Raw genomic sequence first — 26,737 nt, 5'->3', positions numbered from 1 at the left:
TGAAGCCTAGGCTGTCGCCGGTCGGGCCTGCCCGGTCGCGTGGTGAGCGGAGGCCTTCTCAACCACCGTCGCCGCCTCGGCCGGAGTCGACGCGGCAAGCCCGGCGTCCTGCCGACGCGGCACAGCGACCGGCGGGAGCGTCGACACAGGACGCTCGGACGACGACAGCCACTGCGGACGCGGCGGGAGCTTCTTGACGTCCTTGAAGATCTCGGCGAGCTCGATGTGATCGAGCGTCTCCTTCTCGAGGAGCTCCAACGCGAGCTTGTCGAGGACGTCGCGGTTCGCGTTGATGACCTCGTACGCCTCGTTGTGCGCCTGCTCGATGAGGGCACGCACCTGGCCGTCGACCTGCTCGGCGATCCGCTCGCTGAAGTCGCGGCCATGACCCATGTCGCGGCCCATGAAGACCTCACCCGACGACGAGCCGAGCTTGACCGGGCCGACGTCGTTGGTCATGCCGTACTCGGTGACCATCTTGCGGGCGATGCCGGTGGCCTTCTCGATGTCGTTGGACGCGCCCGTGGTCGGATCGTGGAACACGATCTCCTCCGCGACGCGGCCACCCATCGCGTACGCGAGCTGATCCTGGAGCTCGTTGCGGGTGACGGAGTACTTGTCCTCGAGGGGCAGCACCATCGTGTAGCCCAGGGCCTTGCCGCGCGGGAGGATCGTGACCTTCGTCACGGGGTCGGTGTTGTTCATCGCGGCGGCGGCCAGCGCGTGCCCACCCTCGTGGTAGGCCGTGATGAGCTTTTCCCGATCGCGCATGACGCGCGTGCGGCGCTGCGGACCGGCGATGACGCGGTCGATCGCCTCGTCGAGGGCGCGCATGTCGATGAGTTGCGCGTTGCTGCGTGCCGTGAGGAGCGCGGCTTCGTTGAGGACGTTGGCGAGGTCGGCACCGGTGAAGCCCGGGGTCTTCCGCGCGACGACGGCGAGGTCGACCGAGCTCGACAAGGGCTTGCCGCGACCGTGCACTTCGAGAATGCGCTGGCGACCCTTGAGGTCAGGGGCATCCACACCGATCTGGCGGTCGAACCGGCCGGGACGCAGCAGCGCGGGGTCGAGGATGTCGGGACGGTTCGTCGCCGCGATCACGAGAACGGATGCCTTGGGATCGAAGCCGTCCATCTCCACCAGCATCTGGTTGAGGGTCTGCTCGCGTTCGTCGTGGCCGCCACCCATGCCGGCACCACGGTGACGACCGACAGCGTCGATCTCATCGATGAAGATGATCGCGGGGGCGTTCTCCTTCGCCTGGTTGAAGAGGTCGCGGACGCGGCTCGCGCCGACGCCGACGAACATCTCGACGAAGTCCGATCCGGAAATCGAGTAGAACGGCACACCGGCCTCGCCCGCGACGGCGCGGGCGAGGAGCGTCTTACCGGTTCCGGGAGGGCCGTACAGCAGCACGCCCTTCGGGATGCGGGCGCCGACGGCCTGGAACTTCGCCGGGTCCTTCAGGAAGTCCTTGATTTCCTGCATTTCCTCGATCGCCTCGTCGGCGCCGGCGACATCGGCGAACGTGACGGTCGGGGTCTCCTTCGTCACGAGCTTGGCCCGCGACTTGCCGAACTGCATGACCTTGCTGTTGCCGCCCTGAGCAGCTGAGAAGAAGAACCAGAAGAGCACGCCGAGGAGAAGCAGCGGCAGCAGGAGCGAGAGCATGCTCTCGAAGAAGGTCGTACGCGGCACGACATCGTCGAAACCGTCCGCCGGGTCGGCCGCGTCGATCGCGGCGACGACCTCGTCAGAGCGCGCGTTCACGTAATAGAACTGCACGTTCGACGAGCCCTCGAAGTCACTGGAGAGCTTCAAATCGACACGCTGGTCACCGTCGGTATTGGTCACCTCGGTGACGGTGTCGCCCGACAAGAGCTCGAGACCCTGCTGCGTGGTGATCTGCTTCGCACCGGTGAGCGTCGAGATCAGCGACATCCCGATCAGCAAAAGGGCGCCGATGAGCAATACGTAGATGAACGGATTGCGCGTGAGCTTCTTGAAGTCCATGGTCCGTTCAGGCTACAACGGCGGGCTATGCGAGGACTGTGCATTCGCGCAGGGCGAACCCGGGCGGAGCCTGACGGCATCCACGCCGCGCCCCTCACCTACTGCCCTTCACCCACTGCCATGACGATCCCCGCAGAATGTCGCGAACTCCGCAGCCGGACGCCCCCATCGGTGCGGAGATGTCGACAATCTGCGGCGATCGTGACGGGCGGATGCCGGGGAGCCGCCTGTCAGCTGTAGATGTGGGGAGCGAGCACCGCGACGTCGCGGAGGTTCCGGTACTTCTCGGCGTAGTCCAGGCCGTAGCCGACGACGAAGTCGTTGGGGATGTCGAACCCGACGTAGCGGCAGTCGATCTCGACCTTGGCGGCCTCCGGCTTGCGCAGCAGGGCGAGCACTTCGACCGACTCCGCCCCGCGCGACGCGAAGTTCTCGAGCAGCCAGCTGAGGGTGAGCCCGGAGTCGATGATGTCCTCGACGATCAGCACATGCTTGCCGGTCAGGTCGGTGTCCAGGTCCTTGCGGATCTGCACGACGCCGCTCGATTTCGTGCCGGCGCCGTAGGAGGAGACCGCCATCCAGTCCATCGAGATGTGGCGGGGGAGGCGCCGAGAGAAGTCCGCCATGACCATGACGGCGCCCTTCAGCACCCCGACCAAGAGGAGCTCGCTCCCGTCATAATCGGCGGCGACCTGCTCCGCGAGCTCTTCGAGCTTGGCGTGGATCTGCTCCTCGGTCACCAGCACCGTGGAGAGTTGGTCAGCGATGTCGGTCGCGCGCATGCATCGAGCCTACGCCGCCCGCCACATCGTGCGTGACACCCCGTCCACGCCGAACCTAGACTGTGGCCCACCGGGCAAGGACGCCCGCTCAGACACGCGTGAGGAGCCCGAAATGGCTGGACTGGACGACGTTCTCAAGATGCTGCCGATCGATCAGATCGCCGCGAAACTCGGGGTCGACCCGGCCACCGCACAGGCTGCGGTGGAGCAGGGCGGTGGCGCGATTCTCAGCGGCCTGCAGAAGAACGCCGAGACGCCCGAGGGTGCGTCGGCGATCGAAGCCGCGCTCGGCAAGCACGCCGGTGTCGGCGACGCGGTCGATGTGGATGCCCTGGACACCGCCGACGGCGAGAAGATCCTCGGCCACGTCTTCGGCGGCCGGGAGCAACAGGTCGCGCAGAGCCTCACCGAGGCGCCGCAGACCGCGGGCATCGACTTCGGCAAACTCCTCCCCATGCTCGCGCCGGTCGTGATGGGCATGCTGGCCAAGAACCAGTCCGGCGGCGCGGCCTCGGCGGGCTCAGGCGGCGGCATCGGCGACCTGATCGGCGGTCTCCTGGGTGGCGGCGGTCAGCAGACCGGCGGCGGCTTCGACATCGGTGGCCTGCTCGGGGGCCTCTTGGGCGGCAAGAAGTAGCGGATGCCGCAGCGTTACGCCGCGGCGGTGAACTCGATCACCGCGCCGCGGCGTGACGCACGGCAGCCGGGCAGGTCGATCGGACCCTGCCCGCGCCAGTCGGTGACCAGCCGCGCGACTTCGATCGTCTGCGCTCGGGTCAGGCTCTGACCGAATTCGCTGTGGACGACGTGCCGGATGATCCGATTCCGGAGCGCCGCGGGGTTGGCCGCCAGTGCCGCCACCGACACAGCGATGCCCGCTTCGGCCGGCTCCACGATGTCTTCGATCGTTTCGTCGATCATCTCGGCGAACGCCGCGGCATCCTCCCGCAACTGCTCGGCGGTGCGCGCCAGCGCCTCGGCGACGCCGGGGCCGAGTCCGTCCTCGAGCACCGGCAGGACGTCTTGACGCACCCGCACCCGCAAGAATCGGCGATCGAGGTTGTGCGGGTCGTGCCACGCGGGAAGCCCCTGCGCGACACACGCGGCCCGGGTCGCCTCGCGGCGGACCCCCAGGAGCGGACGCAGCCAGACCAGGTCGTCGTCGTGGCGAAGAGGGGCCATCCCCGCCAGGCTCGTGGCGCCGGAGCCGCGGGCGAGGCCGATGAGGACCGTCTCGGCCTGGTCGTCGAGCGTGTGCGCCAGCAGGATCGTGCGCGCGCCAGCGGTGCATGCCGCATCCCGCAGAGCCGTGCGACGCGCGTCACGCGCGGCCGCCTCGAGTCCGCCGTCTCCGCCGACCGTGACCCGGACCGTGCGGGCCTCGAGCCCGAGCTGCTGTGCGGCGGCGACCGCTCGCGTCGCGACGATGTCGGAACCGGACTGCAGCCCATGATCGATGACCACCGCCGTCGCCGCTATCCCAAGCTTCGGCGCCTCGAAGGCGACCGCTGCGGTGAGGGCGAGCGAGTCGGCGCCGCCGGAAAGCCCGATCACGACCGACCCGTCGACGCCGGCGAGCGCTGCCCGCACGGCGCGGCGGATCTCGGCGACGGCGGGATCGAGGCCTGGTCGGTGCTCCATGCCCCCACGCTATCGCCGCGATTGCGCCTCTCACTCGGCCGCGCCGTCCGCTGTCCCCCGCCCCCCGGTCCGTATTCAGTCTGCGCGCATGCCACTTAACCCGCTGAACCCCGGAAGGACGAGGGTGCGGCGACGTCGTGTCAGCAGCGAGACTGAATATGGACCGGCCAGTCCGCAAGCCGGTGGCACCTGGGCGCCCGGGGACCCGGCGCACTAGGCTGGTCGACGGCATTCCGCCACGACTTTTCCCGAAGGAGCAACACCATGGGTGCGTACGACGCCGTCATCGAAATCCCGCGGGGCAGCCGCGTCAAGTACGAAGTCGACCACGGCACCGGCCGGGTCTTCCTCGACCGCATCTTGTTCACCCCGATGGGCTACCCGGCCAACTACGGCTTCTTCGAGAACACGCTGGGAGAAGACGGCGACCCGCTCGACGTGCTGCTGCTCCTCGACCGCGACCTGTACCCGGGCGTGCTCGCGAAGGTCCGCCCCGTCGGCGTGCTGAAGATGAGCGACGAGGCCGGCGGCGACGACAAGGTTGTCGCCGTGCTCGCGAAGGACCCGCGCTGGGCGCACGTCCAGGACGTCGACGACCTCGACGAGTGGACGAAGGGCGAGATCAACCACTTCTTCGAGCACTACAAGGACCTCGAGCCCGGCAAGTGGGTCAAGGTCGACGAGTGGGCCAACGCGGCCGAGGCCGAGCGGCTCGTCAGCGAGGCGTTCGACCGCTTCGAGGAGCACGAGGGTCAGACCAAGACCCAGGGTGAGGGCGAAGCTCCCAACAGCCTCTGAGCTGTGAACGAAGAAGAGCGGATGCCGTGGCATCCGCTCTTCTTCGTTTTCGGGCAGCTGTCAGACCGAGACGCCGCGGTTGCGCAGGAACGGCGCGGGGTCGATCCGGACGCCCCCCGAATACACCTCGAAGTGCAGGTGGCAGCCGCTGGAGGCACCCGTACTGCCGACATATGCGATGACCTGGCCCGCCGATACGGACTGGCCGACACCGACCGCATAGCCACCTGCGCGAATATGCGCATATCCGGTGACGATCCCGCCACCGTGGTCGATTTTGATGTAGTTGCCCCACGAGCCGCTGTAGGCGGCGAAGATGACGCGTCCGCTGGCGGCGGCATAAATCGAGTTGCCGCAGTTCGTCGCGAAGTCGATTCCGCGATGGTCGGTCACGCAGTATCCGTTGCCGCAGATCGTGCCGCGACCGCCGAACCACGAGCTGATCCAGCCGGAGGCCGGGCGTGCCCAGCCGCTCCCGCCGGACTGGCCGCCGGTGCCACCGCTGCTGCTTCCGCCGCCACCACCGCCGCCACCGCCACCGCCTGCCGCGGCTGCCGCGGCTGCCGCTGCAGCGTCGGCAGCGGCCTGGGCGGCTGCGGCTGCGGCCGCCTGGCGTGCGGCTTCACGGGCCGCCGCTTCTCGGGCGAGGCGCGCCTGGCGCTCGGCTTCAACGCCAGCCTGATAGTCGGCGATCGTCTTGGCCGTCGTGTCCTTGAGGGCCGCCAGCTGGGCCTGCAGGGTACCGAGGTTCGCGGTCTGCGCGTCGAGAGCGGCCTGGGCGGCGGTGGCGGCATCCTGCGCGGCCACCATCTTCGCCTCGGCCTCCTTCTGCAGCTTGTCGCGCTCATCACGGGCGACGGATGCCTGGTTGCTCAGGTTCTGGGCATTGTCGCGCGCGCTGACGGCGTCGGCGTAGATGCCCTTGTTCGCCGCGACGAGCTTGTCCATCGTGCCGAGCTTGGCGAGCAGGTCGTCGGCGCTCGCGGCAGAACCCGAGAAGAAGAGCTCGAGCGAGGCATCTTCGCTGCCGTTGCGATACTGCTGGGCAGCCAGGCGCCCGAGCTTGCCGGCGCTCTCCTGCGCACGGGCCGCTTCCGCGTCGGCCTGAGCCTGAAGGTCGGTCGCGCGGTACGCGGCGTCTTCGAAGGCTTCCTGCGCGGCGACGTATTCCGCGCCGAGACGCTCGGCCTCGGCCTGTTTGTAGGCGACATCGGCCTGCAGGGAGTTGATGAGTCCCTCGATGCGGCTCACCTCAGCGGCTTTGCTCGCCTCGTTGGACTTGGCGCGCTGCACGTCATCCCAGGAAGGATAGTCAGCGGCGAACGCAGCCGGCCCGAACGCGAGGCCCATCGCACCCACGCCCAGCACACCGAGGCCGATGGCCGCACGTCGACTCAGGGGGCCACGCAGCGCGCGAAGCTCTCGGGGCGTCGGCGCGCAGCCGCAGTCCTCCGCAGACACGCCGTCGTCGACACTCACCTCGGGCCCTTCGGTCGGGAACGCAACTCAAGCCACACTAACAACACCCGTCACATTCGCACCAGAGACGGATGCCGGCACGGCGAGCACCCATCATCCTCACGTGTTCTCGGGCAGATCGAGGCCTCCCACGCCCTCGATTTCCGGATCCGGAGAAAATTGCATATGCTTGAGCGTCGGTAAGCGTGAACTTCCGGGTTCGCTCGGCCCCATCGTTTAGCGGCCTAGGACACCGCCCTTTCACGGCGGCAGCACGGGTTCGAATCCCGTTGGGGTCACACTTACGGCATAATTTAATACGCATGGCCCTGTAGCGCAGTTGGTTAGCGTGCCGCCCTGTCACGGCGGAGGTCGCGGGTTCAAGTCCCGTCAGGGTCGCTCTGAGCGACGGGCCCTTTCTTTGAGAGGGCCTTTCGTTTCAGGAGTGACATTCTTCGGATGCCACTCGGCTCTGTAGCTCAGTTGGTAGAGCGCACGACTGAAAATCGTGAGGTCACGGGATCGACGCCCGTCGGAGCCACACGGATGATCATTACGTCATCCCAGAAACCCTCGCGGAGCTTCTATCCGCGGGGGTTTTGCTTTGCCCTGATCAGCGCCGGTTTTTGTAGCGAGCGCACAACGCCGCGCCGCCCGGTCGTTGGGCGAGCGCAGCGAGGCGAACGGGTCGATGTCATGCCGGCTTTACGAGCTCGTAGGGCAGTTGGGCCGGGAATGGGCCGGGAGCGGCTCGATTACTCTCTGCCGACGATTTCATTAGCGCCCGCCGCGACAAGGTCACAAGTAACTCTTCGTGGCAGTCAGATCCAGCGCGCTCCCACGCGGCCGGAGGTGCCGCGGATGCTTCTTTTTGGTGAGCGTCCCAAAGTAGAAGATGCGCACCCCCAAGTCGGCGAGCACGGCGAGTGCCTCCGGTCTAGCCTGACGGATGGTCGCATTCGGAGGGTTCCCCCATGCTCCGAAGACCTCGGGAACCCTGTTTGTGGTGAGAAACCGCTCGATGGCAACACAGTTGAGGTCAGAGAGCTCCTTGTCGAAGGGCATCAGCTCCGCCGGACGAGTCGCGCGCTCCGGGTAGACGTTGAGTATCGTCCAGCCCGAGTAGCCGAGCTCAACACTCGAAAGGGCGACGCGGTTCACGGTGTCATCGGACTCGGACATGTCTGCGTGTGACGGGTTCATTCCGAGGACGACCAACGGGTTCACTCGCCCTGCTGAGGCGCTGAGTTTGCCCAGCACGAATCTGTGCCCTGGTATGCCGGGGTCGGGATCGCAGAAGGTTGGTGAGAGCGTCGGCGGGTATGGAACAGTTCGACGTCGAGACTTAGGTGGCATTCCTCTCCATCCTGCGGTGGACAAGTCCGGCCAGCTGCTACGGCTGTTCAGGTAATTCTCGAGTCTTCACGATGTCAACTCCCACCCGAGCCGCAAAGCCAATGAGATCACCTCTACCGCCGGGGATCCTGTTCGATAGAAACTGGTTCGGAAACGACTCCATGACCTTGTTCTCGAGGCCATGAGGATCCTTCACGCTGGCGGCGAAGATCCGCGTCGTGTCCAGAGCGCGGAAACTGTCAATGGCCAGAATCGATTCTTCGACTCCGCCCCAGAGCAGTCGATCGAACGCCTTTGTCGTTGACCAGTGCTGCCGAATGCGTGCCTTGATTCCACCTGCGCTCTCTGTGACTCCCACGTAGGCCTGGCAGTAGTCGTCTAAGACCATGACGTAGAGGCCAGTCTTCCCGTCCCATCGATTGAGGTCAGTGACCTCGACCATCCCCCGGTGCGAAGCTATCGCTGTGTCGACTGACCGCCGAAACTCCTGCCGATCGAGCGAGTCAAAGTAGGCCATGTTCAGATCGAAGTTCCGAAGAGCGCGCTCCTGCTGCTCAATGCACCACGAGTCGGTAAGTACCCGATGCTCGTCATCCTCGTAGTACTCGTCGAGTGAATCCCAAAGCTCGGGGGCTTGATCTCTCCGCCAGTAGCTTGAAGACCGCTTGTTGATCTGGGCGTACTTCTCACGGTCGATCCGAAGACCCTGCTTCGAGCCGCTCTGGACTCGCACGCCAAAATGAATGGCTACCTGTGCCGGCTCACGTCCAGGCAACCGTCTGTGGCTCTTGCGGCGAAACTCCTCACTAAGCCGTGCCCTCTCGATTTCGACGTCGTCGCTCATATCGAGTCCAGACGGGATGCCAAAAGCCTGACGGTCTCGTTGAACTCTTCCCGTCGACCAGGTTGGTTGAGCGACAACGGTGACGGATGCCACATATCGACAACGTCGGGACCGACGAATGTAGTCGCGCCGATGTGCCGCTGCCAACCCTTCTGCGCGTAAAGCCCGCCGAGCACAACGAGCTCGAGGCGAGGGAGAAGCGCGATCAGGTCGACGAGTTCTGACGCCCCGTCACGCAGCTCGTCATTCGTCGGCTTTCGAGACGCGACACCGAGATACCAAGGAACGATGTTCCAGGCCAGCGCGCCTTCGTGTAGCCCGGACTCGTTCCTGGCGTTCCACATGTTCGCGGCGGTCGCGTCGTTGTTGTCCACGGAGATGAACCCCGAGCCGGGCCGCTTGTTGCCCGCGTTGGTCATCGGACCTGGTGCCTCGAAAACGAACAACACCCGCGCCTCCTCACCTGCCTCGGCGGGGTCGAATTGGGGAACGTGGACGCCACGACGGTTAGCAAGGTCCTCGGCCCAATCACGCAAACTCTACACTCGAGGCTCTGTCAGCAGAAGCTCCTCGCGAGCGTTCACGAGGGCGGAGTCACGGAAGCCGCGGGGATGGTCGAGGAACACCCTCGGATGCTACCTGTCGCAGCCGACAGAGATCAGGCCAAGCTGGCACGCGAGTCCGTTCGAATGCCATTCCAATTCCCGGCGGTTCAGCTCATGCCACCTTGAATCTCGACGTTGAGCGCATCTACGACGTCGGCGACCTCGTTCAGCTCGAGCAGATCGATCGGACGTGCGCCGGACAGGTGGGAGTTGTGGCCATGGAGCCAGGCCTCGGCGGCCTCGGGCATGTAGAGACGATGGAGGAGCACCGCAACCTCGTTCGGAATGGTCACCCGTGCTGTCTGATGCCCGACTCCGAGCCACCGATCGATAACGTCCATCGCGACGGGGCGGAACTCGAAGGCATCGACGCCGACGTGGAACTGGTTTCCGTCTGGTCCATGATCCCGACTATGCGTGTGACCGTGCAGCAGCGGGATGCCCTCATCGGTCGGGCGATGCTTGCTGTGCCGATCGATTTCCTGAGAGTCACCCCGGTACGGATAGTGCGATGCCATGACCCGGTGGTCTCGGCGTGTGCCCTCGATGATCTCAGGCAGGATCACCCAGCCCGCAGCCTCGTAGATCGGCGCGAATCTCTCGATCGCTTTCCGCGACTGCGTGGCCCACGAGACTCGATCGTGGTTTCCCGGCACCAGAAGCCGTCGCCCGTTCAGCTGAGCGGTCAACGCCACGCTGGCATCGATCGGCCCGAGCGCAACGTCGCCGAGGTGAAGGACGACCGCATCAGGAGGAACGGCAGCGTTCCACCGGTCAATGAGCGCGGCATCCATCTCATCGACAGTCAAGAAGGGCCGGCCGGCGAGTTCACTGATGCGAGCGTGGCCGAAGTGGTGGTCGCTCGTTACGAAGTCGACCGCGTTGAAGTCGAACCATCCTCGTTCAGCGGGCATCCAATTCACTCCCTTCGATCTCAGGCGTTCCAGTGTGCGCTCTGCGGAGTCGCGCCGTCTGCGAAGCGTCGGATGAGCTTTCGACCTTTGCCCAAGCTTGCCTCCAGTCCGGAATGATCCACGACGTACAGCGTGAACACCATCCGTCCGAGATTGCGATCGAACCGCGCCTCGGTGGCCGCTTCGACAAGGTTCCAGCTCCGCACCTGAACGGACGTGCGACCCGCGCGACCGAACGTGTAGGCCGCCTCCAAATCGGAGAACCAGAACCACTGCTCCTCGAGGCGAACACCAAAGCCATTCGCGCGCTCGACGGTCGGCGTGCTCTTGGGCCGGTCGAGCCGTTCGACGCTGACGACCTCGTCATACTCGACGCGCATCACGACTCCCTCCTGAAGACGCTCATCTCCCAGCCGGGTGACTTTTGATCTTCGGTGAGAGAATCACGGACCACGGACAGGGGTGGCGGCACTAGCCAGTCCGACCAACGCTCCGTCTCGCCCTGATCACCAGTGGCGAAGCGATCCGGCTGCTTCCAGGCATCCCAGACGAGCTCGAGAACATGGGACTCCACCACCAGCGCTGCCCAGCGGTTCGCCACCTCCAAGCGGTCGACGAGTCGTCCACGAGATCCTGTCAGCTTTGCGATTCTCGTACTGTCGACTCGCGTTATGCCGACCTTGTACGCGGCATCAGCGGGATAGTGCAGCAGGTACACGTGGTGTGGCTCCCACCACCCGAGCTCGACATGGCTGAGGCGTCGTGGGTCTGCCAGCTCGCCACGTGCAAAGGTGAGCCAATCGCTCCGCATCCGCTTCAACTGTTCCACCGACCACCCTCGCTGGAAAACCGCGAAGATGAAGGTCACCGTCTCTGTCGAGAGGTCGACGCTCGCTCGACGATCAGCACGAAGCCATGCGCGGCTCTGCGGCTTCTTTGGCACGGAATCCCACCAGGACACGTTCTGGCGGGCCTGTCGTGGGAGCGGTCGACTGATTACCTCCTCGACCTCAGAGAACGACATCGCGGCGTCCTCGCGCGGGCTGACGGTGCGCAGATAGTTCCCCAAGGGCGAGTAGACCTGCTCACTCCGGGTCAGCACTTCCTGCTCTACAGACATCGATTCTTCCTCTCGTATACGAGGGGCGATTCGCCCTCAGTGCATATAGGCCGCCGATCACGGCGTTCGCGGACATGGGAGCGTGAGATTCATTCCCAGAGCGCAGCACGCAACTCTTCGATCTGATCGACAGAGCGGGAAAAGTAGTCAGCCTCCGGACCGTCAGCGAACGTGTCGCGATGGTCCAGCAGCGTCGCGCGGTAGTCGTCGACGGCGTTCGCGAGGATTGCGAACAGCTGAGGGTTCTCGAGCAGCGCCACAAGACGCTCGAGTGCACTCATCACTCGGTCTCCTCGAAGAGCGAGTCGATCGCATTGGCGGCGCGCTGCGCGACGTCGGAGCGGGCGTGGCTGTACCGCTCAGTCATCTGCATGCTCGAGTGCCCGAGGATCGCCTGAACGTCGTTCGCGGACGCGCCGGCATCGAAGAGCAGCGTGGCGAGTGTGTGGCGCAGATCGTGGATGCGCAGATCAGTGCGGTGAAGCTCCTTGCGTAGAGCACTCCAATCGATCGCGCGCCGAACGTTGGACGCGTTCAGCCGTCCGCCTCGAGGTCCGGTGAAGACGAGGTCGTTGCGTCCCTTGCCGAGGACCGAGGCCGCGAGGTAGGGAACGAGCGCCGCAGGAATCGGCACTGCCCGCTCCTTATGGCTCTTCGGCGTCACCTCGAGCGTCTTGCCGTCGTTGCCGATGGTGAAGGAGCGCCGCACGTGAATGGTTCGCTGGCCGAGATCGATGTCTTCCACGCGCAGCGCTGTCGCTTCGTTCGCGCGCATCCCTGTATAGACAAGACCGGCGATGTAGCGACGGTGCGGCTCGCTCGCAATGGCCGCCAGCAGCAGAGGCACCTCCGAGGCTGTGAGCGCTCGTGAACGCAGGCTCTTCGACGCGTCGCTCCGCGGCCGACGGGCAAGCCGAGCTTGGTTCAGCGGAACGATGCGCGCCCGCACAGCGCCGTCGAGAAGTCGACTGAGCACAGAGAGCGCATCGATCCGCGTCGAGCTACTTCCGGACCATTCCGCCATGGCCGCTTCGATCTCACCGGCGGTCAGCTTCTCAAGCTTGACGTGACCCAGCCACGGCTTCACCCTCAGCCGCCATGCCCGCTCATAGGCGCGTGAGGTGGACGGGCGGATGCTGTCGGCGATGACAGCCCAGTAGCGCGCGTGCCATCCGATCAAGGTCAGGCTGCCATCCGGGAAGCGCTGCGCCTGAGTCTCGGCTCGGAGCTTCTTTGCCTCCGAGAGCGTTGAGACGTAGAAGCTGCGCTCCCGCCACTCGCCGTTCATACCAACAGCCCACACGCGCACTTGGTACTTCTTGCGGTCTTCGCGGTATCGGATGCCGGCGGGTAGCGTGCGACGCGTCTTCGGATCGATGCGCCCCACGCCGTCACCCGTCACCACGAGTACCACCCGCCTCGAGGAAGTCGTCAACCGTCGACGAACGCCACAGCATGTGCTTGCCCATGTGCGCATCCGGAAACGGGAACCTGTTCTGCCGACGCAGTGAGTCGAACGTCGACAGTGGCACACGGCATCGAGCGGCGGCCTCTCTACGCGTCAGGTATCCCGTGGCATCTGCCTCGGGCGTCGCCCCAGATTCGGCGACGATGGTGGCTCCTATGGTCATGGCGTTCTCCTTTCGTGGGTTTGGTATCGGGCACGTGCTCTGTCGTTGCGCCACTCGCGCGCGGCGTTTGCTGCTTCGGTCGCGAGAGCTTTGTCGCCGTCCGTGAGCCACCCCATCCCGGCGTAGGACCATGAGCCGATGACCAGCACTTCATCCGGAGTGACGTCTTCCGTCGGCCTGACCTTGTCGAGCAGTGCGCTGAGACGCCATGCGCGTCGAGCGCCCCTGAGCGCACCGAGAGTCACGGAGTATCGGCGCGACTTGGTCGAGAAGTGACCGCGGAAACCGAGCATCCCGTCCCACTTGTGCAGCTGCGCGTATGGCCCCTCCGCGTCAACAAACTTTGCGAGATGCCGCACGGTCTGCTTGACGCGCTGGATATGAGCGCGACCACCGCTCGCTGAGTCCAGATCCTCGGTAGCTTTCGTGGCGTACTTGGCGATGTACGCGGCGACGGCACGATCCGAGAGAGAGCCGTCGAGTCCGTCGTGGCGAACGATCACGCGGGCATCGAATTGCTTGCCCCACCGGAGTTCTCGCGAACTGTCATCGCCAGGAGCCGGCGCGGCAATGACGTTGGTCTTCTTCACCGCGGCGCCGATCGCGTCGATGAGGTGAGCCGTCGTGACGGATGCGGGAGCCGGCGGAAACGGATCGACTGGGTCGACGCCGTCGAGACGAATGATGGCGTGGAAGTGCACCACTCCCCTGCGCTGGAATTCCGCAACCTTCGCGAACTGAACTCGCACAACTCGCGATGCGGCCCTCTGAGTGACGCCGAGGGCACGCGCCAGCTCGCGACGTAGGCGGATGCTGAACCGGCGCCATAGCTCAGGCGCGTGGTACTGCCAGACCACCTGTCCGACGTAGTCGTAGCAGTCAGGGCAGACGGCGTCGCCGCGTTGAGAGTCATCTTCGGCGTGGGTGCAGCGACAGCCCCGCGGCATCCCGTGCTCGCACGTTCCGTCTCGGTGATCAGTGGCGGTCGTGTGGACCGCGCCGAAGGATGGCGCTGTCAGCGTCAAGAACACCATCGGATGAGTGGCGACTGCTTCAGGGACTTCCTTCATTCCGCCCGCTGCGCCGGCCATGATCATGTGCCAGGTGTCGCCCTTGTACTCGTGACTGCACGATGCGCAGCGGATTGTGCGGCGATTGCCGCAGCGCGTGAAGGTGATTCCGTCCGGCTCTCGCGACGACGCGTAGTCCGCGAGGATCTCCCCCGTCGGCTCATGGAGCGTTGTGGATGAACCGACGAGCCGCACGGGGTTGTGGCAGTAGCCTGTGGCCGCTGCGTTGCCCATCCATCGGTCGTAGTCGGGGCTTCGCAGACGACGAGCAACAGATTCAGCGAGAGGCATTCGCCACCACCACGGGAGCTGCGCAGCCGATGTCGTATGTGACGGCAGTGAAGTAGTCGTCGTACCAAACGATCCGGCAGATCTCGTCGGCCTCCCCAAGCTCGCGGCGCAGCTCTTGCCACTTGAGGATCTCGGCATCCGAGCAAGTCTCGTTCGCGATCATCGGGCCGTAGAGCTCGAGTTCGTCAGTGTCGACTGTCGGCGCCGTGAACTCTGCCCGCTTGACCTTGGCGGTACTGTCCCAGTACTCACCGAGGTTGCATGGGGCTGTCCGGAAGGCCGGGTGCGGGTAGGCGACGGGTGCCGCCGAAGCGACCGATTCGCTCGGTGAGTGGGCACCACACCCGGACAGCGAGGCGGTGAGGACGACCGCGGCGGCGGCCGTGACGAGAGTTGCGGACCGGTTCATGATGCTTCCTTTCGTGGGGCGCGGCGTGGTTGCCGCGGTGCTCGGGCCGGACGTTCCGGAGCCTCGAGCGTTTCGGGGATGACAACAGGGATCTGCCGCGGTGCGGGAAAGCGTGCGGCCGCGTCTCGGATCATGTCGTCAGTGATCAACCCAGCGCGCACCCGCTCGGGAGGCGTGCCGCCGTCCGGGAGCACGTAGGCGACGCCGGGAGAGTCGGGTGAGATCCTGTGGCAGAGAGCGCCGGCTGCGACCGCCCCGTCGCCGAGGACCATGGCTGTCTCCAGGCTGTCGCGGAGACGAAGGCCGACAGTCTGCGTGAACAGGCCTCGCGCCGGCAGCGTTTCTTTGCGTGGGTCCTGAAGGCAGGCGAAGACGATGAAGCCGACAGCGCGTCCCTGAGAGGCGAGCGTCGCGATCGCGGAGTTCGCGCGGCGCATCAGCTCTCGGTCGGTCTCATACGCCGTGAGGGCGGCGAGCTCATCGATCAGGATGACAACCGTTGGACTACCAGGCGCGGGCACATGCTGCCGAGTGCGCCCGGCGAGCTCACGCGCTCGAGCTTGCATGGCCTCGACGGCCTCCTCGAGCAGGATGACGGAGCGCTGCGCGTCGGCGGCGAAGCGGGTCAGCAGGGTCTGGCCCATTGCCAGTTCCATCCCGCCCTTGCGGTCGATCCCCCAGATCTCAACGACGCCGGCATGAACAGGCTGCGCGAGCCCCAGCAGCAGACCCCACACGAGGGATGCTTTGCCACTACCTGACGCGCCTGCGACAAGGGTGTGCGGACCGAGCCGAAGCCGCCACGCAGCGCCAGTGTTGTCTCGACCCATCACAACGGTCCGGCCGTCCCACGGCTCGCCGTAACCGAGGCTGAAAGGCTGCGCCAGAGCATCCGCGTACTCGAGCCGGAGCATCAGCTCACCGATGCGCGACCCCTGAACGATCGCCTCTCGCGCGCCGAAAGCCTGAGCGAGAATGCCTGTGTGTAGTTGAAGGTGCTCGCGCCCGAGCCCCTGAGGAAGGGAGACCGGCACCAAACAGGTCCACCCCTCCCACGTCGGATAGCCGACGCTTGCGAAGACAGCACCGCCGGACATGCTTCGAGCGGAAAGCCCAAGGCGCATCGCGACGTCGGGCCATGAGGCGATGATGTTCCGCGACACATCGCGTCGCCATCTGTCGGGGTCGGCACGAGGCATCCGTTTGTGGATGACGACGGCCCAGACGATCAGAAGGCCCGCGACGATGGCCAGTCCCCAGCTGAACGATGCTTGAACGGCTGGAATGAAGGCTAGCCACCACATGCCCCAGAGGACCGCGAGCACCCACCACCCGCGCCGCCAGAGGAGACCGAACTCGTCTCCCCACGTGCGGAGGCCGCGCGGCGTGGTGGTAGCCATCACTCGCCGCCGCGCTGCTTCGGGGCGGGCTTCATCTCGCTGGCACGAAGCGAGTAGGCGACGCGGGGCCGACCGTTGTTCTCCTTCACGTAGGGCGTGACCGTAAGCCCCTCGAAGATCGCCGGGCGGAACGGCAGGCCGTTCATCTCGGGCGGGAGCTGCGGCTCCACGATGCTGATGAGCTTGACGGTGACCTCGCCCTGCCCCTTCCGCGCCTCGGGATCGGCGTCGATCACTCGAACCTGCCAGAGCGGGTGACCGCTGTTGCGATCTGCGTCCTGACCGCCGAGCGTGCCGTCGTCGTTCCACTTCATGACTCGTTCGACCTCGCCGACGACGAACGCGCCGCGCGGGAAGAACGCTTCGAAATTGACCGGAATTGCTGACTGCAGTGCCATTTCTGGCTCCTTTCAATTGGAACTGTTAGCAGCAGTCTGCATCACTTTCGTTACGGTTGTCAACATTTGTTTATTGCTTGAGCAGACGTTGCCGGCTTGCTCAAGCCGGAATGATGCCAACGGCCGCTGTAATCTCGGGTGAGAGGAGGCTGCCGTGGACGAGAACCTGGAGCTGTCATGGGGAACAGTCCCGACGGTGATCATCGACCTCGCGAGAGTCCTCGCAAAACGCGCCTCTGAGAACGCGCGCCGGGTCGAGCGCTTGAAGTGGCCCGACGGTCCGGGAGACGTGCAGGATGAGCTCCGGATTGCTATCGGGGCAGCCCACAAGACCACGAAGGCATCGAATGACGTCCGCGCGTTGCTTTCCGCCTACGCGCACAAGTTTCACAATCCGCGCCCGGTTATCTCAGACCTCGCTCGAGCGCAGGAGACAAGTTCGCAGGGGTTCATTCGCCGCTATTCGGAGGGGACTGTCGATGCGGTGGCGTCGCTCCTGTCTCCGACGCCAGAGATCGAGCCCATCCTGCTCGCGTTCCCGTCTGTCTCGATAGCCGATCTCGTGGAACTCGGCGGAACGGTCGGCACCGAGGCGAAGCGGTTGCTCGACTCCGGCGAATGGGACGCGAAGGCACGACGCATCCGCGACACCAAGGCCCGCAGCCGCGAGGACCTGTGAGAACTTTCCTTACTCGTTCAAGGCCGGCCTCCGGCCGGCGGTAGAGCGCTCGCGCCCGCCTGCGGTGCGTCCGGTCCTCGCTGCGCTGCGGTCCGGGCGCTCCTCGGCAGCCACAACCGCTCTGAGGCCACGCGAGAGGAGATGAATTCGCTAATCCTTTGGCACTGCGTCAAGCTGATGGCGCTTTCGCCTCAAGGCGCCGAGCGCGAACTGATGCAACTCCTCGCGCAGTCCGGCAGAACCCCGGCTTCGATATGTGCTCAGCGATTTGCCGTCCAGCAACACGATCTGTATGGCGGTCGACTCCGCCGCTTCTCGCGCGTAATCGGACACAGACTTCGCGAACTGACTAGTGGTCACGATCACGATCACCTGAGCCCTCAGCAGCGTGGCCATGCCGATCTCTTTCGCTAAGACGCTCAGCCCCACGGGCGCCGTCTGGTTCTTGCACTGGAAGAGCCATCTTGAGAAATGTAAATGAGCGCCCTCTGCGACCAGGTCGACCTCGGCGCCGCCTGTCTGCGCACTTCGCAGCCGCAGGTCAGCAGGCATCAGACCCACGTCGGCCGCCATCCGGAGGGCAAGGAGCTCTAGCGCAATGCCTTTCTCGCCCTTGTCCGTCGCACCGAGACCCTCGAGGATGCTGGCGGTCGAGTTGCTGAGGTGCGCTTGAAGCTCTGGCGGAATGTCTCCTAACTCGAGCCCATCAATAAGTGCCGCATCGACCGCGAAGCCATAGTCCGTGAGCTCGACAGTGCCCCCCTTGCCACCCCGTCCGTCCGACTTCACCTCCCGTGAGATAAAGCCAGCCGCTACGAGAGGTTCATAGATTTGCCGTCCGACCAGGCCAGCGTTGAACTCGACTCCACGTTGACGGATCAGGTCGAGTAGATCCGCGGACTGGATCGGCGTTCGGTTGCCCAATGCTCGAATACGGAGCACTTCCACTACGGCGCGCTGCTCGGCCGTCAGCGATCGCCATTTGACGACATCGCTCGGGCCAGCACCGGCAATTTCCGCGAGCAAGCGATGATCCACATTCCACTCGAAATCCACGACGCCAGAGGGCTCTAACCACTGTCGCAGCTTGCCCGAGTAGGACGAGTTCGTTGACACCGCGTAGCCGCGCGCACGGAGTTCGTCGTCTACTTGCTTCTTTGTTACGAACCCAGATCGATTGCGCACATCCTCCGCGATCTGCAGGAGTTCCAGGCCGTGCTTTTCACGTAGAAGGAAGCGCGCGAACGCAGCGAACCCATCCGAACGGTTCTCCGCTTTGCCCAACAACTCCTTGCCGAGATCGCTCGGCAAAAGCGGGTCGCGCTGCGGCTCGAGCAGACCGTACTGCTGCATGCCCGTAACGACGTTGTTCGCACGCTTGAGCTGCTGCTCGAGTTGCTTTTCAGGATCGCCGGCGCGCATTCCCGCAGCATCATCGAACCACCTCGCGCGGATCCATTCGACAACCGCGGCACGATCGCCTGCCACTCGAGCGACCTCGCCGAGAAGGTCAAAAACCGCTTCACCGCCGCCGAGTTGTCCCGGTGTGAACTCGTTAGCCGCAGGCAGCCGCGGCATTGCTAAGCGGCCTGGAGAGTTGAAGAGGCAACGCTGAGGGACAGCGCCAGGCGATCACCCATAGCCTGAGCCAACTTCGGCGGTACTGCGTTTCCAACCTGTCGCCACTGTTGCTCAACAGTGCCGGCCAGGAACCAGTCGTCCGGGAAGGTCTGCAGGCGCTTGACCTCTTCAATTCGAAGAATCCTGTTGCGCCAGTGCAACGGACCCATGTTGTTCGAGCGACGAGCTTGAATGGTCCACGAGGGCATGTCTGGACTCAGCTTGAGCAGGAACGACCAGTATCGCTTTCTCCACTCGAACTGCGGGTCCGGGTGGCCTCGCTTAGCCGTAAGGAAGAGGTAGTTGTCTCCGGGTGGAATTTGCTCGAGGAGATGGCGGTGCTTTCCACCAGCGACATGACCGACATCGGAAGCATTCTCGTCTGTGTCCAAATCGGCGATTGCGGAGCCCGCCGTGATCCACGTCGGCAAGTCAGTTCCGTCGGTTGATGTTGGGTCTCTGTGAGTCGGCTCCGGCCACTCGAACTCGCCGTCCAGCGTGCCGACCACAAAGAACCTCTGGCGAATCTGAGGGACACCGAAATCTGCGGCGTTCAGAACACGCGACGAGCACCTGTATCCCAACGCTTCGGCGGTCGCCAGGATGTGGTCGAGCGTCTCTCGATGAACCTTAAACGCCATACCCGCGACATTCTCGAGCAAGAACGTGCGCGGGCGAAGCCAGCGGAGCGTCTCCAGGTAGCCGGAGATTGTGACCTCACCCACGGGGTCATCCATCGCTCTCGGCTTGTCCGTCCGATAGAAGCGGCTCTTGGAGAAGGGCGGGCAGGGAGGCCCCCCCACGAGCAGGTCGATGTCCTCCAGCGCTTCAGCGCCCACCATCCCCTCGACTCGATCACGCGAGAAGTCGGCGATGCTTCCTTCAAAGAAAGCCGATTCTGGAAAGTTGACTTCGTGGCTTCGCGCAGCGAGGCGATCAGTATCAACAGCCGCGACAATATCGAAACCAGCGTTCCGAATGCCGAGATCGAGGCCACCGCAACCCGAAAAGAGGCTGACGGCGCGCAGACGTTTCGTCACGCTGCCACCTCTGCTCGACTCACGGATGCCATTGTGGCGGAGACCATTGCCTGCGCCATCACGGATGGAACAGCGTTGCCAATCTGCCTCACCTTCTCGCGGCGCGATCCGATGAACTGGTACCCGACGGGGAACGTCTGCAGGGCGGCAAGCTCAGCGATCGCAAGACGACGACTCTCCCAGTGGAACGGCCCCGTCCACGGCCCCGGGCTCGCAGGGATGGTCCAGGATGCGCGATCCGGCGAGAGTTTCAGAAGGAAGTTCCAGTAGCGTGTTTCGGCCTCGAACGTCGGCGACGGATGGCCTGCCCACGCCGAGTGGAACTTGTAGTTCATGCCAGGCGGAATCTCACGCAGGTGCTCAGCCCACCTTCCCTCGACGGCGACATCGTCGAGCAAGACCAGCGACCGATCAATGTCCTGCAATGCGTCGCCCGCGGTCTGCTTCCTCAGTTGGTTTCCCGTCGGAGCATCGAAATGGGTTGCAGCCGGTTCATCGGGCGTCGACTCAAGAGATCCAAGCAAGAACACGCGTTGGCGCGCCTGGGCGGCTCCATAGTCGGTGGCCGTCGCAACAACGGTCCTCGTCTTGTACCCGACGGCTTCTGCGTCGGCCCGGAGTGCTTCAAAAATATGCTTGTTCCGCGGATGGAGGATGCTCGGGACGTTCTCGAACACGAAGGCTGCGGCATCCGCCTCGACGACCAGACGCAGGAACTCGTGCACAAGCGTGCGGCGACTGTCCGGGCGAGCAGTGGGACTATCACTCGGCTTCACTGCGGACTCCCCGCGGGCGCGTGCGCGGCGGTATGCAGCCTCGTCGCCCTTGTCCACCCAGTAGGCAGCTTTGCTGAATGGCTGGCACGGCGCGCCGCCAATAACAACGACGTCCTCGTTCGCCCGGAGCCCTGCCTCACGGCGAAGTTGAACTCCTGACAGCTCGGTGACATCGCCGTGGAGGACTCGCCCGCCGTGAAAAGTTGGGTTGGCAGCCATCGTTTCGCACGAGTAGGAGTCGTTGTCCACTGAGAGCCGAAGGTCCCCGCCTGCGAGTTGGGCTCCAAGCCCAAGTCCGCCTGCGCCCGCGAAGAGATCGATAACCGGGAGCTCGTTGATCACGGGCATGCCTTTCATGGTTGCTGAGGCGTTCCGACTCACGGTAGAGCCAACATCAGACATCACGCCCGCAGCCTCCAGATAGGCTACCGGGAGCTCACCAAACGGCAGCGATCACACGCCAACAACCGGAGTTGCGTTCGATGGAGCACGCGCTGGCGACGCTAGTGTCGGGCTCATGGCTTCTTTAGAGGGCGCGACTCCTCCAGGTTCGCGACTGATGACGCCGAGGGAGCTCGAAGCATGGATCGCGAACTGTCTCCGGATGTCAGGTCGCGCCGTACTCGCGCTGCCGCCCGTGGGCACGAAGCCGTACCGATTCGTTATTGGGGATGGCGCGGCAGCTGGCTCGGACCTCATACGCGTGTACGCGTGGAATGCGACTCATGGTGGAGGCCCCGCCAGAGCAGCTGACGAGTTCCGGATCCAACTGACGGGTTCAATGCCGGAGAGCGTCGACGGCGAAAACACCGTGATACTCGGCTGGAGCGAGCCGTTCCAAGTTTTCGCTGGCTGGGACCCCGAGATCCACGACCAGCGGCTATCAGCGTCGCCCTCGCTCCAGGTGCGCGCTGACGTGATGATCCGAGCGAGCTCGCAAGGGATTGCAGCCGGCACCCGAGCGAGCGGAGACGTAGTTGTCGCGTTCCGCCCAGAGTTGCTGGCCGCGTACTGCCTTAATGCCGAAGCAATACATGCCAACCCGGATGCTGCCAGCGTCGACTGGCTGAATGAATTGCCGTCGCGGGTGGAGGCTTCCGTGGGACAGCGGCCGACGATCCAGCGAACCCTTGAGGTCGCCTACCGCGCGTGGGACTTCGCACATCGCGTGCGGGTCGCCTACGGTGCCCGCTGCGCCGTCTGCGGCCTCGGCTTGGGCCTCGTGGAAGGGGCTCACATCGTGCCTGTGGCGTGGCCGGGAAGCACCGATGAGACGAAGAACGGGCTCGCGATGTGTCGCAACCATCACGCTGCCTACGATCGTGGCCTCTTCACAATCTCGCCAGACTATGAAGTCCAAGTACAGCCGGCGATTCGAGACGGGCACGCGCCCTCTGGCTTGGACTTGGAATGGCTTGGGTCCGTAGATGGAATAGCACTCAGCCACTTGCCAGAGCTCCAGTCTGACCAACCAGATCGCGAGTATCTTGCGGTTGGCCAAGAGGCACGGCGCTAGAACTGGTCAGATCCTCACTGAACGGTGGATCCGGCGACTATCTGCAGTTCTACCCGTCGCTCGAGGAGCTCTCCGCCAGGTCGAGGCTCCACTTGGCCCGCGCCAGAACCTCGTCGTATGTGACTATCTCAGGAAATGTCGTAGCGGCCCGGTAGAGCTCGAACGATCTGACCTTGTCGGAGTGTGCGTGGCCCTCCCGCATGAGACTGGCGAGTGTCCCTACAACCAGAAACGAGCGCGGGGAACCGGAGAAGATCTCTTCACCGGTGCGATATCCCGCGTCATCCCTCGCCGAAATCCAGGCGCCGAGATCGTCGCGAGCGCGGGCGGCTGTCACAAGAGCTTGCGCGACACCGCCGGCAACTGCTCGGGAAGGTGCCCACGTACCCGGTCGATACTCCGACGATTCGAGCAACGGGTCGTCGTGCAGTTTGATCTCAGCGAAGACGAGCGATCGAATCAGACCGGTTGTTGATAGAACGGCGTCAACGCGCTTGCCGACGTCGGAAATGGAGTGGCCCGCCACCACCTGCTCCAGTTTCCCTGGATCCCAGGCTGTTAGGAGTTGGCCCGCCAGCCCCACGCCAAGTATCCAGGGATTGCTCTCAAAGAATCGCTGCCATACGGCCTCCCTGGTCGCGCCCTGGCGTGCCGCGGAAAACTCAGCCGGGTCGGAGAGCAGCGCTTCGAATCGTTCAATCGCCTTCTTCCGGGATGCAATAGCGACCACGTCCCGTGCACTCACGTCGGCTTGGATAACAGCGGCGAAGCGCTCAGGATCGCGATCGTAGATCGCGGCCAGCGCCTGAGGGTTCTGCATCACAGTAGACATCACAGCTTCGTCGATCTTCAGAGTTTCTTCCGCCATCGGGTCCACTCCCTTGATGGCGCAACACAGATCGATGAGTCGCCGCGATGCTTCCTCATCGAGGTTGAGGAGAGTCTCAAGGGATGCATCCTTGCCGACACGTCCGGTTGACCGCTCGAACCGAATCTCCGCGACTCGGCCCCGCGACTTTACAACTCGCGCTTTCACCTGCACGCGACCGGCAGGACTCTGATGCAGTTCCACAACGCTCTCCTCTTCTCCCTCGATCTTTCGGGAGCGCCCGTCGTCCTCCGCAATTACCTGCCAGATGGTTCGAGCCGGCGCGCCGATGTCCTCCGCAGGCCCGAACCGCAGAGCGAAGGATTTGCCAATCGTCGTGCGTCCGAGAACTCTGAGCGACGCATAGTCAGCCTCGGTCTCCGGGACTCGCGACAGCAGATGGGCCCAGTCGACGCCTCGCGATGTCGCATCCATGTACACAGTCTCAACGAATAGACCTTCGACTGCGACACATCTCTTGCGACAGGCCGATTCACCGTGCTCAGCCCCCGCAACGGGCAGCTACGTGCCAGGATGCGCTCTGCTCCGGCAAGCTGCCAGGATGAATCCGAGGGTCGCGAACGGGTGGCCGCTTCAACCCGACTAAGCAGTGAGGTTCTAACATGCCCTCGAGCACCATTGACTTCGGACTGACTGGTGTCGGCGCACAGCTGAAGCTTCGTCTCTTGCGAGTCCCGCTATACCAGAGGTCCTACGCCTGGCAAGAGGAACAAGTTAGCGAGTTCTGCAGCGACCTGCGCAACGCGTTCAACAATGAGCCACGAGAGCATTTCATGGGCACAATCGTCCTGAGTGACGATGGACCCCGTGCCACCGTTATTGATGGTCAGCAACGACTTGCGACAACCACTCTTTTCTTGGCAGCACTACGCGACTATTACCGCGCGCACGGCGAGAACAACCGAGCGGACAGCGTCAACCTCGACTACTTGAACTCCTACTCAGACGACGAGGACGACTTCATCCCCCGACTTCAGATGAACTCGGAAGACGACGAATTCTTCCGCCAGTTCATCATCGAGGACTCGCCTCAGGTCACCCCTACGCGCGGCTCCCATCCGCTTCTCGCTGACGCCTACCGAAAGTTGTATGCGTTTATCGAGGAGGAAGCGTCAAATGCCGGAACCGCGTGGGTTGCTCGACTTGTCGGTTGGAGAAAGTTCATCGAGGAGGGCCTCAGCATCATCTTCGTCGCCGTTGCGACAGAGTCTGATGCGTTCCTGATCTTCGAGACGCTCAACGACCGGGGCGCGAAGCTAACGCTTGCGGATCTCTTGAAGAGCTACTTGTTCGGTCGCGCATCCGCGATGGTTGGGGGCCTCGATCAGGTCCGCGAGAGGTGGCTCCTCGCGCTCGGAGCACTCGACACGGACCAAGACCTCTTCATCACCTTTCTTCGCCAGTACTGGAGCTCGAAGTATGGTGCAACTCGCGAACGCGATCTCTACAAGCGGATCAAAGAGAACGTGACCAACGCCCATCAAGCCGTCGCCTTCGCTGGCGAACTCGAGGCCGCGTCCGCCCTCTACGCCGCGTTGCTAGATCCAGGTCACGAGCAATGGAGCGGATGGGGCACCGATACCAAGGCCAACGTCGAAACACTCAATCGCCTCGGGCTTGAGCAGAACCGGCCCCTCCTCTTGGCCGTACTTCAACACTTTCCTCGTAACGAAAGCAAGAAGGCACTTCGCCTCGCTGTCGGATGGGGAGTGCGCGGACTAGTAGTCGGCGGCATCGGCGGAGGGACCGCAGAAAAGGCCTACTGTGACGCGGCAGTCGAAGTGCGAACAGGCGCGATAACGAGCGCCTCAGGCCTGTTGCCAGCACTCACCTCGATAGTCGCAACCGACGAAGAGTTTGCGCGGAGCTTCTCAACGATGCGCGTCCCAAAGACGAACATCTCCCGCTACTACTTGCTTGCAATCGAGCGCCAACTGGCGCAGAGCGACGAGCCAGAACTCGTGCCGAATGCGAACGAAGACGAGGTGAATCTCGAGCACGTCCTCCCAAGACGAGGCACCGATCAGAACTGGCCCAGCTTTCCCGGAGACCTCAAACAGCAGTGGGTCGATCGACTCGGTAACCACTGCCTGCTGAAGAAGAGTGAGAACAATGCGATCGGGAACGAGCCGTTCTCTGTGAAAAAGCCAGTGCTCGCTGGATCGTCTCTTGCCCTCACCAACGAGATTGGAAGCGTAGACGATTGGAGTGCTGATGCCATCGCCGAGAGGCAAGCACGCCTGGCGGAAATCGCGCCGGCAGTATGGAAACGGACGCTGTAGCGGTCAGCAGCACCCGTCGCATGTCCACGGATTGATACGGCCAACAATCCGGGCCGGTCCCGGGCCGGGAACTCGGTTGAAACCATCGAGAACCAGCCATCACCAACGAGCACGGATTCCGCGGAATCACGTGGCAATCGAGCACCAACTGGCACCCACAAATCTGTGTCACACAACTGAAAATCGTGAGGTCACGGGATCGACGCCCGTCGGAGCCACACGGATGATCATTACGTCATCCTAGAAACCCTCGCGGAGCTTCTATTCGCGGGGGTTTTGCTTTGCCCTGATCAGTGGTGGTTTTCACTGTTGAGCCAGGCGCCGACCTCTAGGACGTCGGGCAATCAAAGCACCATGAAACGGCCGTAGTGGATGGCGGTGCAGCCACTCCGGCGGCCGCTTGTGCCGGGAATGTGCCGGGAACTCGGAAATTTCAGTCGGCGAGCTCGTCTCTCGCGAGCGCTCAGAATGCTGATTCAATCGGCCATTTGTTCGACTCGCGCACCCTCCCTGTGGTCTAGCGGCGGGGGACCTCGCAATTCTCGATGCCGCCGCCACAGACGCCGGCAACCCCTGCGCGGTTCGCACTAGCGGCGCGCCACACTCAAATCCGCGCGGCTACCGGTCGGCGAGCTGTACGCTCTCGTCGATCGCGGCGAGAACACGCGCTGGTGTCATCCCGCGCGCGACGAGCGCCTGGTCGGCTGTAGCAGAGACACCGAACCCGTCGATGCCAACAATGATGCCGTCGCGTCCGGCGATGTCGTGCACCCGAAGGATGCGGCGGCCTCGACGATCACGCGCAGCTGTGACAGATCCCGGAAGCACCCCTTCGCGGTACGCCGCATCCTGGTCCGCGGACCATTCACGGCTGGGCATCGACACGACGCGCACACCCACGGCGTGCGAACCGAGCCCTCGGGATGTGCGTTCGTGCTTCAGAAACGATCATTTGCGGACGCCCGGCCTAACGCGCCGCGACCCGGTGTGGAGTTCGTCGCTCTTTGGCGGTGTTCTGTGATCGTTCAGTGTCGCTAGTTACCGATCACGAGGATGCTGGCGGCGGCCTCGACGACCGGCTACAAGTCCTGCACCGAGGACCGGGCGATTGGTTTGCCAAGCTCGTCTGGAGCGCCGCGATCATCGCGGTACCGCTCGGCGGATTGATCGTCTTCTGGTCAGCGCATGTGATGTCTCAGGACTTC

The 26,737-nt window shown here is 64.0% G+C and carries 27 protein-coding genes and 3 tRNA genes; 8 read left to right on the top strand and 22 right to left on the bottom strand.

What is annotated here, in order from left to right:
- Window positions 1-6: 6 nt before the first annotated feature.
- Both ftsH and hpt read right to left on the bottom strand, forming a co-directional pair.
- Window positions 7-2,013 carry an ATP-dependent zinc metalloprotease FtsH gene (gene ftsH / locus N4R40_RS04900; protein WP_261606254.1) on the bottom strand — a complete coding sequence of 669 codons (2,007 nt, stop codon included), beginning with the start codon at window positions 2,011-2,013 and terminating at the stop codon, window positions 7-9.
- A 230-nt stretch (window positions 2,014-2,243) separates the two neighbouring features.
- Window positions 2,244-2,795: a hypoxanthine phosphoribosyltransferase gene (hpt, locus tag N4R40_RS04895; protein WP_261606253.1), complete on the bottom strand. Its 552-nt coding sequence runs from the start codon at window positions 2,793-2,795 to the stop codon at window positions 2,244-2,246.
- Between the two features lie 112 nt (window positions 2,796-2,907).
- On the opposite strand from hpt, the gene N4R40_RS04890 reads away from it, so the two are divergent.
- A complete protein-coding gene (locus N4R40_RS04890; protein ID WP_261606252.1) occupies window positions 2,908-3,432 on the top strand; it encodes a DUF937 domain-containing protein in 525 nt (174 codons plus the stop codon).
- 14 nt (window positions 3,433-3,446) lie between these two features.
- Here the strand turns inward: N4R40_RS04890 and tilS are convergent, their stop codons facing one another.
- Window positions 3,447-4,436 carry a tRNA lysidine(34) synthetase TilS gene (gene tilS, locus N4R40_RS04885; RefSeq protein WP_261606251.1) on the bottom strand — a complete coding sequence of 330 codons (990 nt, stop codon included), beginning with the start codon at window positions 4,434-4,436 and terminating at the stop codon, window positions 3,447-3,449.
- Window positions 4,437-4,700: 264 nt separating this feature from the next.
- Between tilS and N4R40_RS04880 the strand changes: the two genes are divergently transcribed.
- Window positions 4,701-5,234 (top strand): inorganic diphosphatase, encoded by a 534-nt coding sequence (locus N4R40_RS04880; protein ID WP_261606250.1) that lies wholly within the window; start codon window positions 4,701-4,703, stop codon window positions 5,232-5,234.
- Window positions 5,235-5,294: 60 nt separating this feature from the next.
- On the opposite strand, the gene N4R40_RS04875 is transcribed toward N4R40_RS04880, so the two are convergent.
- Entirely contained in the window at window positions 5,295-6,713 is a 1,419-nt protein-coding gene (locus N4R40_RS04875) for a M23 family metallopeptidase (protein WP_261606249.1), read from the bottom strand.
- A gap of 205 nt (window positions 6,714-6,918) precedes the next feature.
- Between N4R40_RS04875 and N4R40_RS04870 the strand changes: the two genes are divergently transcribed.
- The 3 genes from N4R40_RS04870 (at window position 6,919) to N4R40_RS04860 (ending at window position 7,233) form a co-directional block, all read left to right on the top strand.
- Window positions 6,919-6,991: transfer RNA gene (locus N4R40_RS04870), tRNA-Glu, on the top strand.
- A 26-nt stretch (window positions 6,992-7,017) separates the two neighbouring features.
- Window positions 7,018-7,091: transfer RNA gene (locus tag N4R40_RS04865), tRNA-Asp, on the top strand.
- 69 nt (window positions 7,092-7,160) lie between these two features.
- Window positions 7,161-7,233 (top strand) — tRNA-Phe (locus N4R40_RS04860).
- A gap of 257 nt (window positions 7,234-7,490) precedes the next feature.
- On the opposite strand, the gene N4R40_RS04855 is transcribed toward N4R40_RS04860, so the two are convergent.
- The 13 genes from N4R40_RS04855 to N4R40_RS04795 all read right to left on the bottom strand — a co-directional run bounded on the left by N4R40_RS04855 (window position 7,491) and on the right by N4R40_RS04795 (window position 16,730).
- Window positions 7,491-8,048: a DUF1643 domain-containing protein gene (locus N4R40_RS04855; RefSeq protein ID WP_261606248.1), complete on the bottom strand. Its 558-nt coding sequence runs from the start codon at window positions 8,046-8,048 to the stop codon at window positions 7,491-7,493.
- Between the two features lie 37 nt (window positions 8,049-8,085).
- On the bottom strand, window positions 8,086-8,892 hold the full coding sequence (locus N4R40_RS04850) for a hypothetical protein (protein ID WP_261606247.1): 807 nt from the start codon (window positions 8,890-8,892) through the stop codon (window positions 8,086-8,088).
- Window positions 8,889-9,341: a uracil-DNA glycosylase gene (locus N4R40_RS04845; protein ID WP_324291875.1), complete on the bottom strand. Its 453-nt coding sequence runs from the start codon at window positions 9,339-9,341 to the stop codon at window positions 8,889-8,891. Before N4R40_RS04845 ends, N4R40_RS04850 begins: the two co-directional genes overlap by 4 nt.
- 263 nt (window positions 9,342-9,604) lie before the next feature.
- Window positions 9,605-10,411, bottom strand: coding sequence for an antitoxin Xre/MbcA/ParS toxin-binding domain-containing protein (locus N4R40_RS04840; RefSeq protein ID WP_261606245.1), 807 nt, complete (start codon window positions 10,409-10,411; stop codon window positions 9,605-9,607).
- Between the two features lie 20 nt (window positions 10,412-10,431).
- Window positions 10,432-10,794 carry a hypothetical protein gene (locus N4R40_RS04835; protein WP_261606244.1) on the bottom strand — a complete coding sequence of 121 codons (363 nt, stop codon included), beginning with the start codon at window positions 10,792-10,794 and terminating at the stop codon, window positions 10,432-10,434.
- Window positions 10,791-11,531 (bottom strand): hypothetical protein, encoded by a 741-nt coding sequence (locus tag N4R40_RS04830; RefSeq protein WP_261606243.1) that lies wholly within the window; start codon window positions 11,529-11,531, stop codon window positions 10,791-10,793. Before N4R40_RS04830 ends, N4R40_RS04835 begins: the two co-directional genes overlap by 4 nt.
- An 89-nt stretch (window positions 11,532-11,620) precedes the next feature.
- A complete protein-coding gene (locus N4R40_RS04825; protein WP_261606242.1) occupies window positions 11,621-11,812 on the bottom strand; it encodes a hypothetical protein in 192 nt (63 codons plus the stop codon).
- On the bottom strand, window positions 11,812-12,918 hold the full coding sequence (locus N4R40_RS04820; RefSeq protein ID WP_261606241.1) for a tyrosine-type recombinase/integrase: 1,107 nt from the start codon (window positions 12,916-12,918) through the stop codon (window positions 11,812-11,814). Before N4R40_RS04820 ends, N4R40_RS04825 begins: the two co-directional genes overlap by 1 nt.
- A gap of 4 nt (window positions 12,919-12,922) precedes the next feature.
- Window positions 12,923-13,162 (bottom strand): helix-turn-helix transcriptional regulator, encoded by a 240-nt coding sequence (locus tag N4R40_RS04815; RefSeq protein WP_261606240.1) that lies wholly within the window; start codon window positions 13,160-13,162, stop codon window positions 12,923-12,925.
- The gene (locus N4R40_RS04810) at window positions 13,159-14,523 is read right to left on the bottom strand and encodes a replication initiator (RefSeq protein ID WP_315902488.1); all 1,365 of its coding nucleotides are present in this window, start codon (window positions 14,521-14,523) and stop codon (window positions 13,159-13,161) included. Before N4R40_RS04810 ends, N4R40_RS04815 begins: the two co-directional genes overlap by 4 nt.
- Window positions 14,510-14,932: a hypothetical protein gene (locus tag N4R40_RS04805; protein WP_261606238.1), complete on the bottom strand. Its 423-nt coding sequence runs from the start codon at window positions 14,930-14,932 to the stop codon at window positions 14,510-14,512. Before N4R40_RS04805 ends, N4R40_RS04810 begins: the two co-directional genes overlap by 14 nt.
- Window positions 14,929-16,332 carry an FtsK/SpoIIIE domain-containing protein gene (locus N4R40_RS04800; RefSeq protein WP_261606237.1) on the bottom strand — a complete coding sequence of 468 codons (1,404 nt, stop codon included), beginning with the start codon at window positions 16,330-16,332 and terminating at the stop codon, window positions 14,929-14,931. Before N4R40_RS04800 ends, N4R40_RS04805 begins: the two co-directional genes overlap by 4 nt.
- Window positions 16,332-16,730, bottom strand: coding sequence for a plasmid replication, integration and excision activator (locus N4R40_RS04795; RefSeq protein WP_261606236.1), 399 nt, complete (start codon window positions 16,728-16,730; stop codon window positions 16,332-16,334). Before N4R40_RS04795 ends, N4R40_RS04800 begins: the two co-directional genes overlap by 1 nt.
- Before the next feature lie 154 nt (window positions 16,731-16,884).
- Here N4R40_RS04795 and N4R40_RS04790 point away from each other — a divergent pair, with 154 nt between their 5' ends.
- Entirely contained in the window at window positions 16,885-17,409 is a 525-nt protein-coding gene (locus N4R40_RS04790; protein ID WP_261606235.1) for a hypothetical protein, read from the top strand.
- Window positions 17,410-17,559: 150 nt separating this feature from the next.
- Here N4R40_RS04790 and N4R40_RS04785 read toward each other — a convergent pair whose 3' ends face one another.
- From N4R40_RS04785 to N4R40_RS04775, 3 genes are read right to left on the bottom strand one after another with little or no spacing between them, the layout of a single operon-like run.
- Complete coding sequence (locus N4R40_RS04785) at window positions 17,560-18,987, bottom strand: restriction endonuclease (RefSeq protein WP_261606234.1); 1,428 nt, start codon at window positions 18,985-18,987, stop codon at window positions 17,560-17,562.
- A 2-nt stretch (window positions 18,988-18,989) separates the two neighbouring features.
- Window positions 18,990-20,069 carry a DNA cytosine methyltransferase gene (locus tag N4R40_RS04780; RefSeq protein WP_261606233.1) on the bottom strand — a complete coding sequence of 360 codons (1,080 nt, stop codon included), beginning with the start codon at window positions 20,067-20,069 and terminating at the stop codon, window positions 18,990-18,992.
- On the bottom strand, window positions 20,066-21,193 hold the full coding sequence (locus N4R40_RS04775; protein ID WP_261606232.1) for a DNA cytosine methyltransferase: 1,128 nt from the start codon (window positions 21,191-21,193) through the stop codon (window positions 20,066-20,068). Before N4R40_RS04775 ends, N4R40_RS04780 begins: the two co-directional genes overlap by 4 nt.
- Window positions 21,194-21,362: 169 nt before the next feature.
- On the opposite strand from N4R40_RS04775, the gene N4R40_RS04770 reads away from it, so the two are divergent.
- Complete coding sequence (locus N4R40_RS04770; protein WP_261606231.1) at window positions 21,363-22,361, top strand: HNH endonuclease; 999 nt, start codon at window positions 21,363-21,365, stop codon at window positions 22,359-22,361.
- 49 nt (window positions 22,362-22,410) lie between these two features.
- Here N4R40_RS04770 and N4R40_RS04765 read toward each other — a convergent pair whose 3' ends face one another.
- On the bottom strand, window positions 22,411-23,664 hold the full coding sequence (locus N4R40_RS04765; RefSeq protein ID WP_261606230.1) for a Shedu immune nuclease family protein: 1,254 nt from the start codon (window positions 23,662-23,664) through the stop codon (window positions 22,411-22,413).
- 188 nt (window positions 23,665-23,852) lie between these two features.
- On the opposite strand from N4R40_RS04765, the gene N4R40_RS04760 reads away from it, so the two are divergent.
- Complete coding sequence (locus N4R40_RS04760; RefSeq protein ID WP_261606229.1) at window positions 23,853-25,532, top strand: DUF262 domain-containing protein; 1,680 nt, start codon at window positions 23,853-23,855, stop codon at window positions 25,530-25,532.
- Between the two features lie 618 nt (window positions 25,533-26,150).
- On the opposite strand, the gene N4R40_RS13190 is transcribed toward N4R40_RS04760, so the two are convergent.
- Window positions 26,151-26,474, bottom strand: coding sequence for a transketolase-like TK C-terminal-containing protein (locus tag N4R40_RS13190; protein WP_407665837.1), 324 nt, complete (start codon window positions 26,472-26,474; stop codon window positions 26,151-26,153).
- Between the last annotated feature and the right edge of the window lie 263 nt (window positions 26,475-26,737).

Origin of the sequence: Microbacterium memoriense, from assembly GCF_025398275.1 — a bacterium.
Classification (GTDB): Bacteria; Actinomycetota; Actinomycetes; order Actinomycetales; family Microbacteriaceae; genus Microbacterium; species Microbacterium memoriense.
The sequence above is the reverse complement of the archived record's forward strand: the minus strand, read 5'-3'. Positions and strand labels throughout refer to the sequence as shown.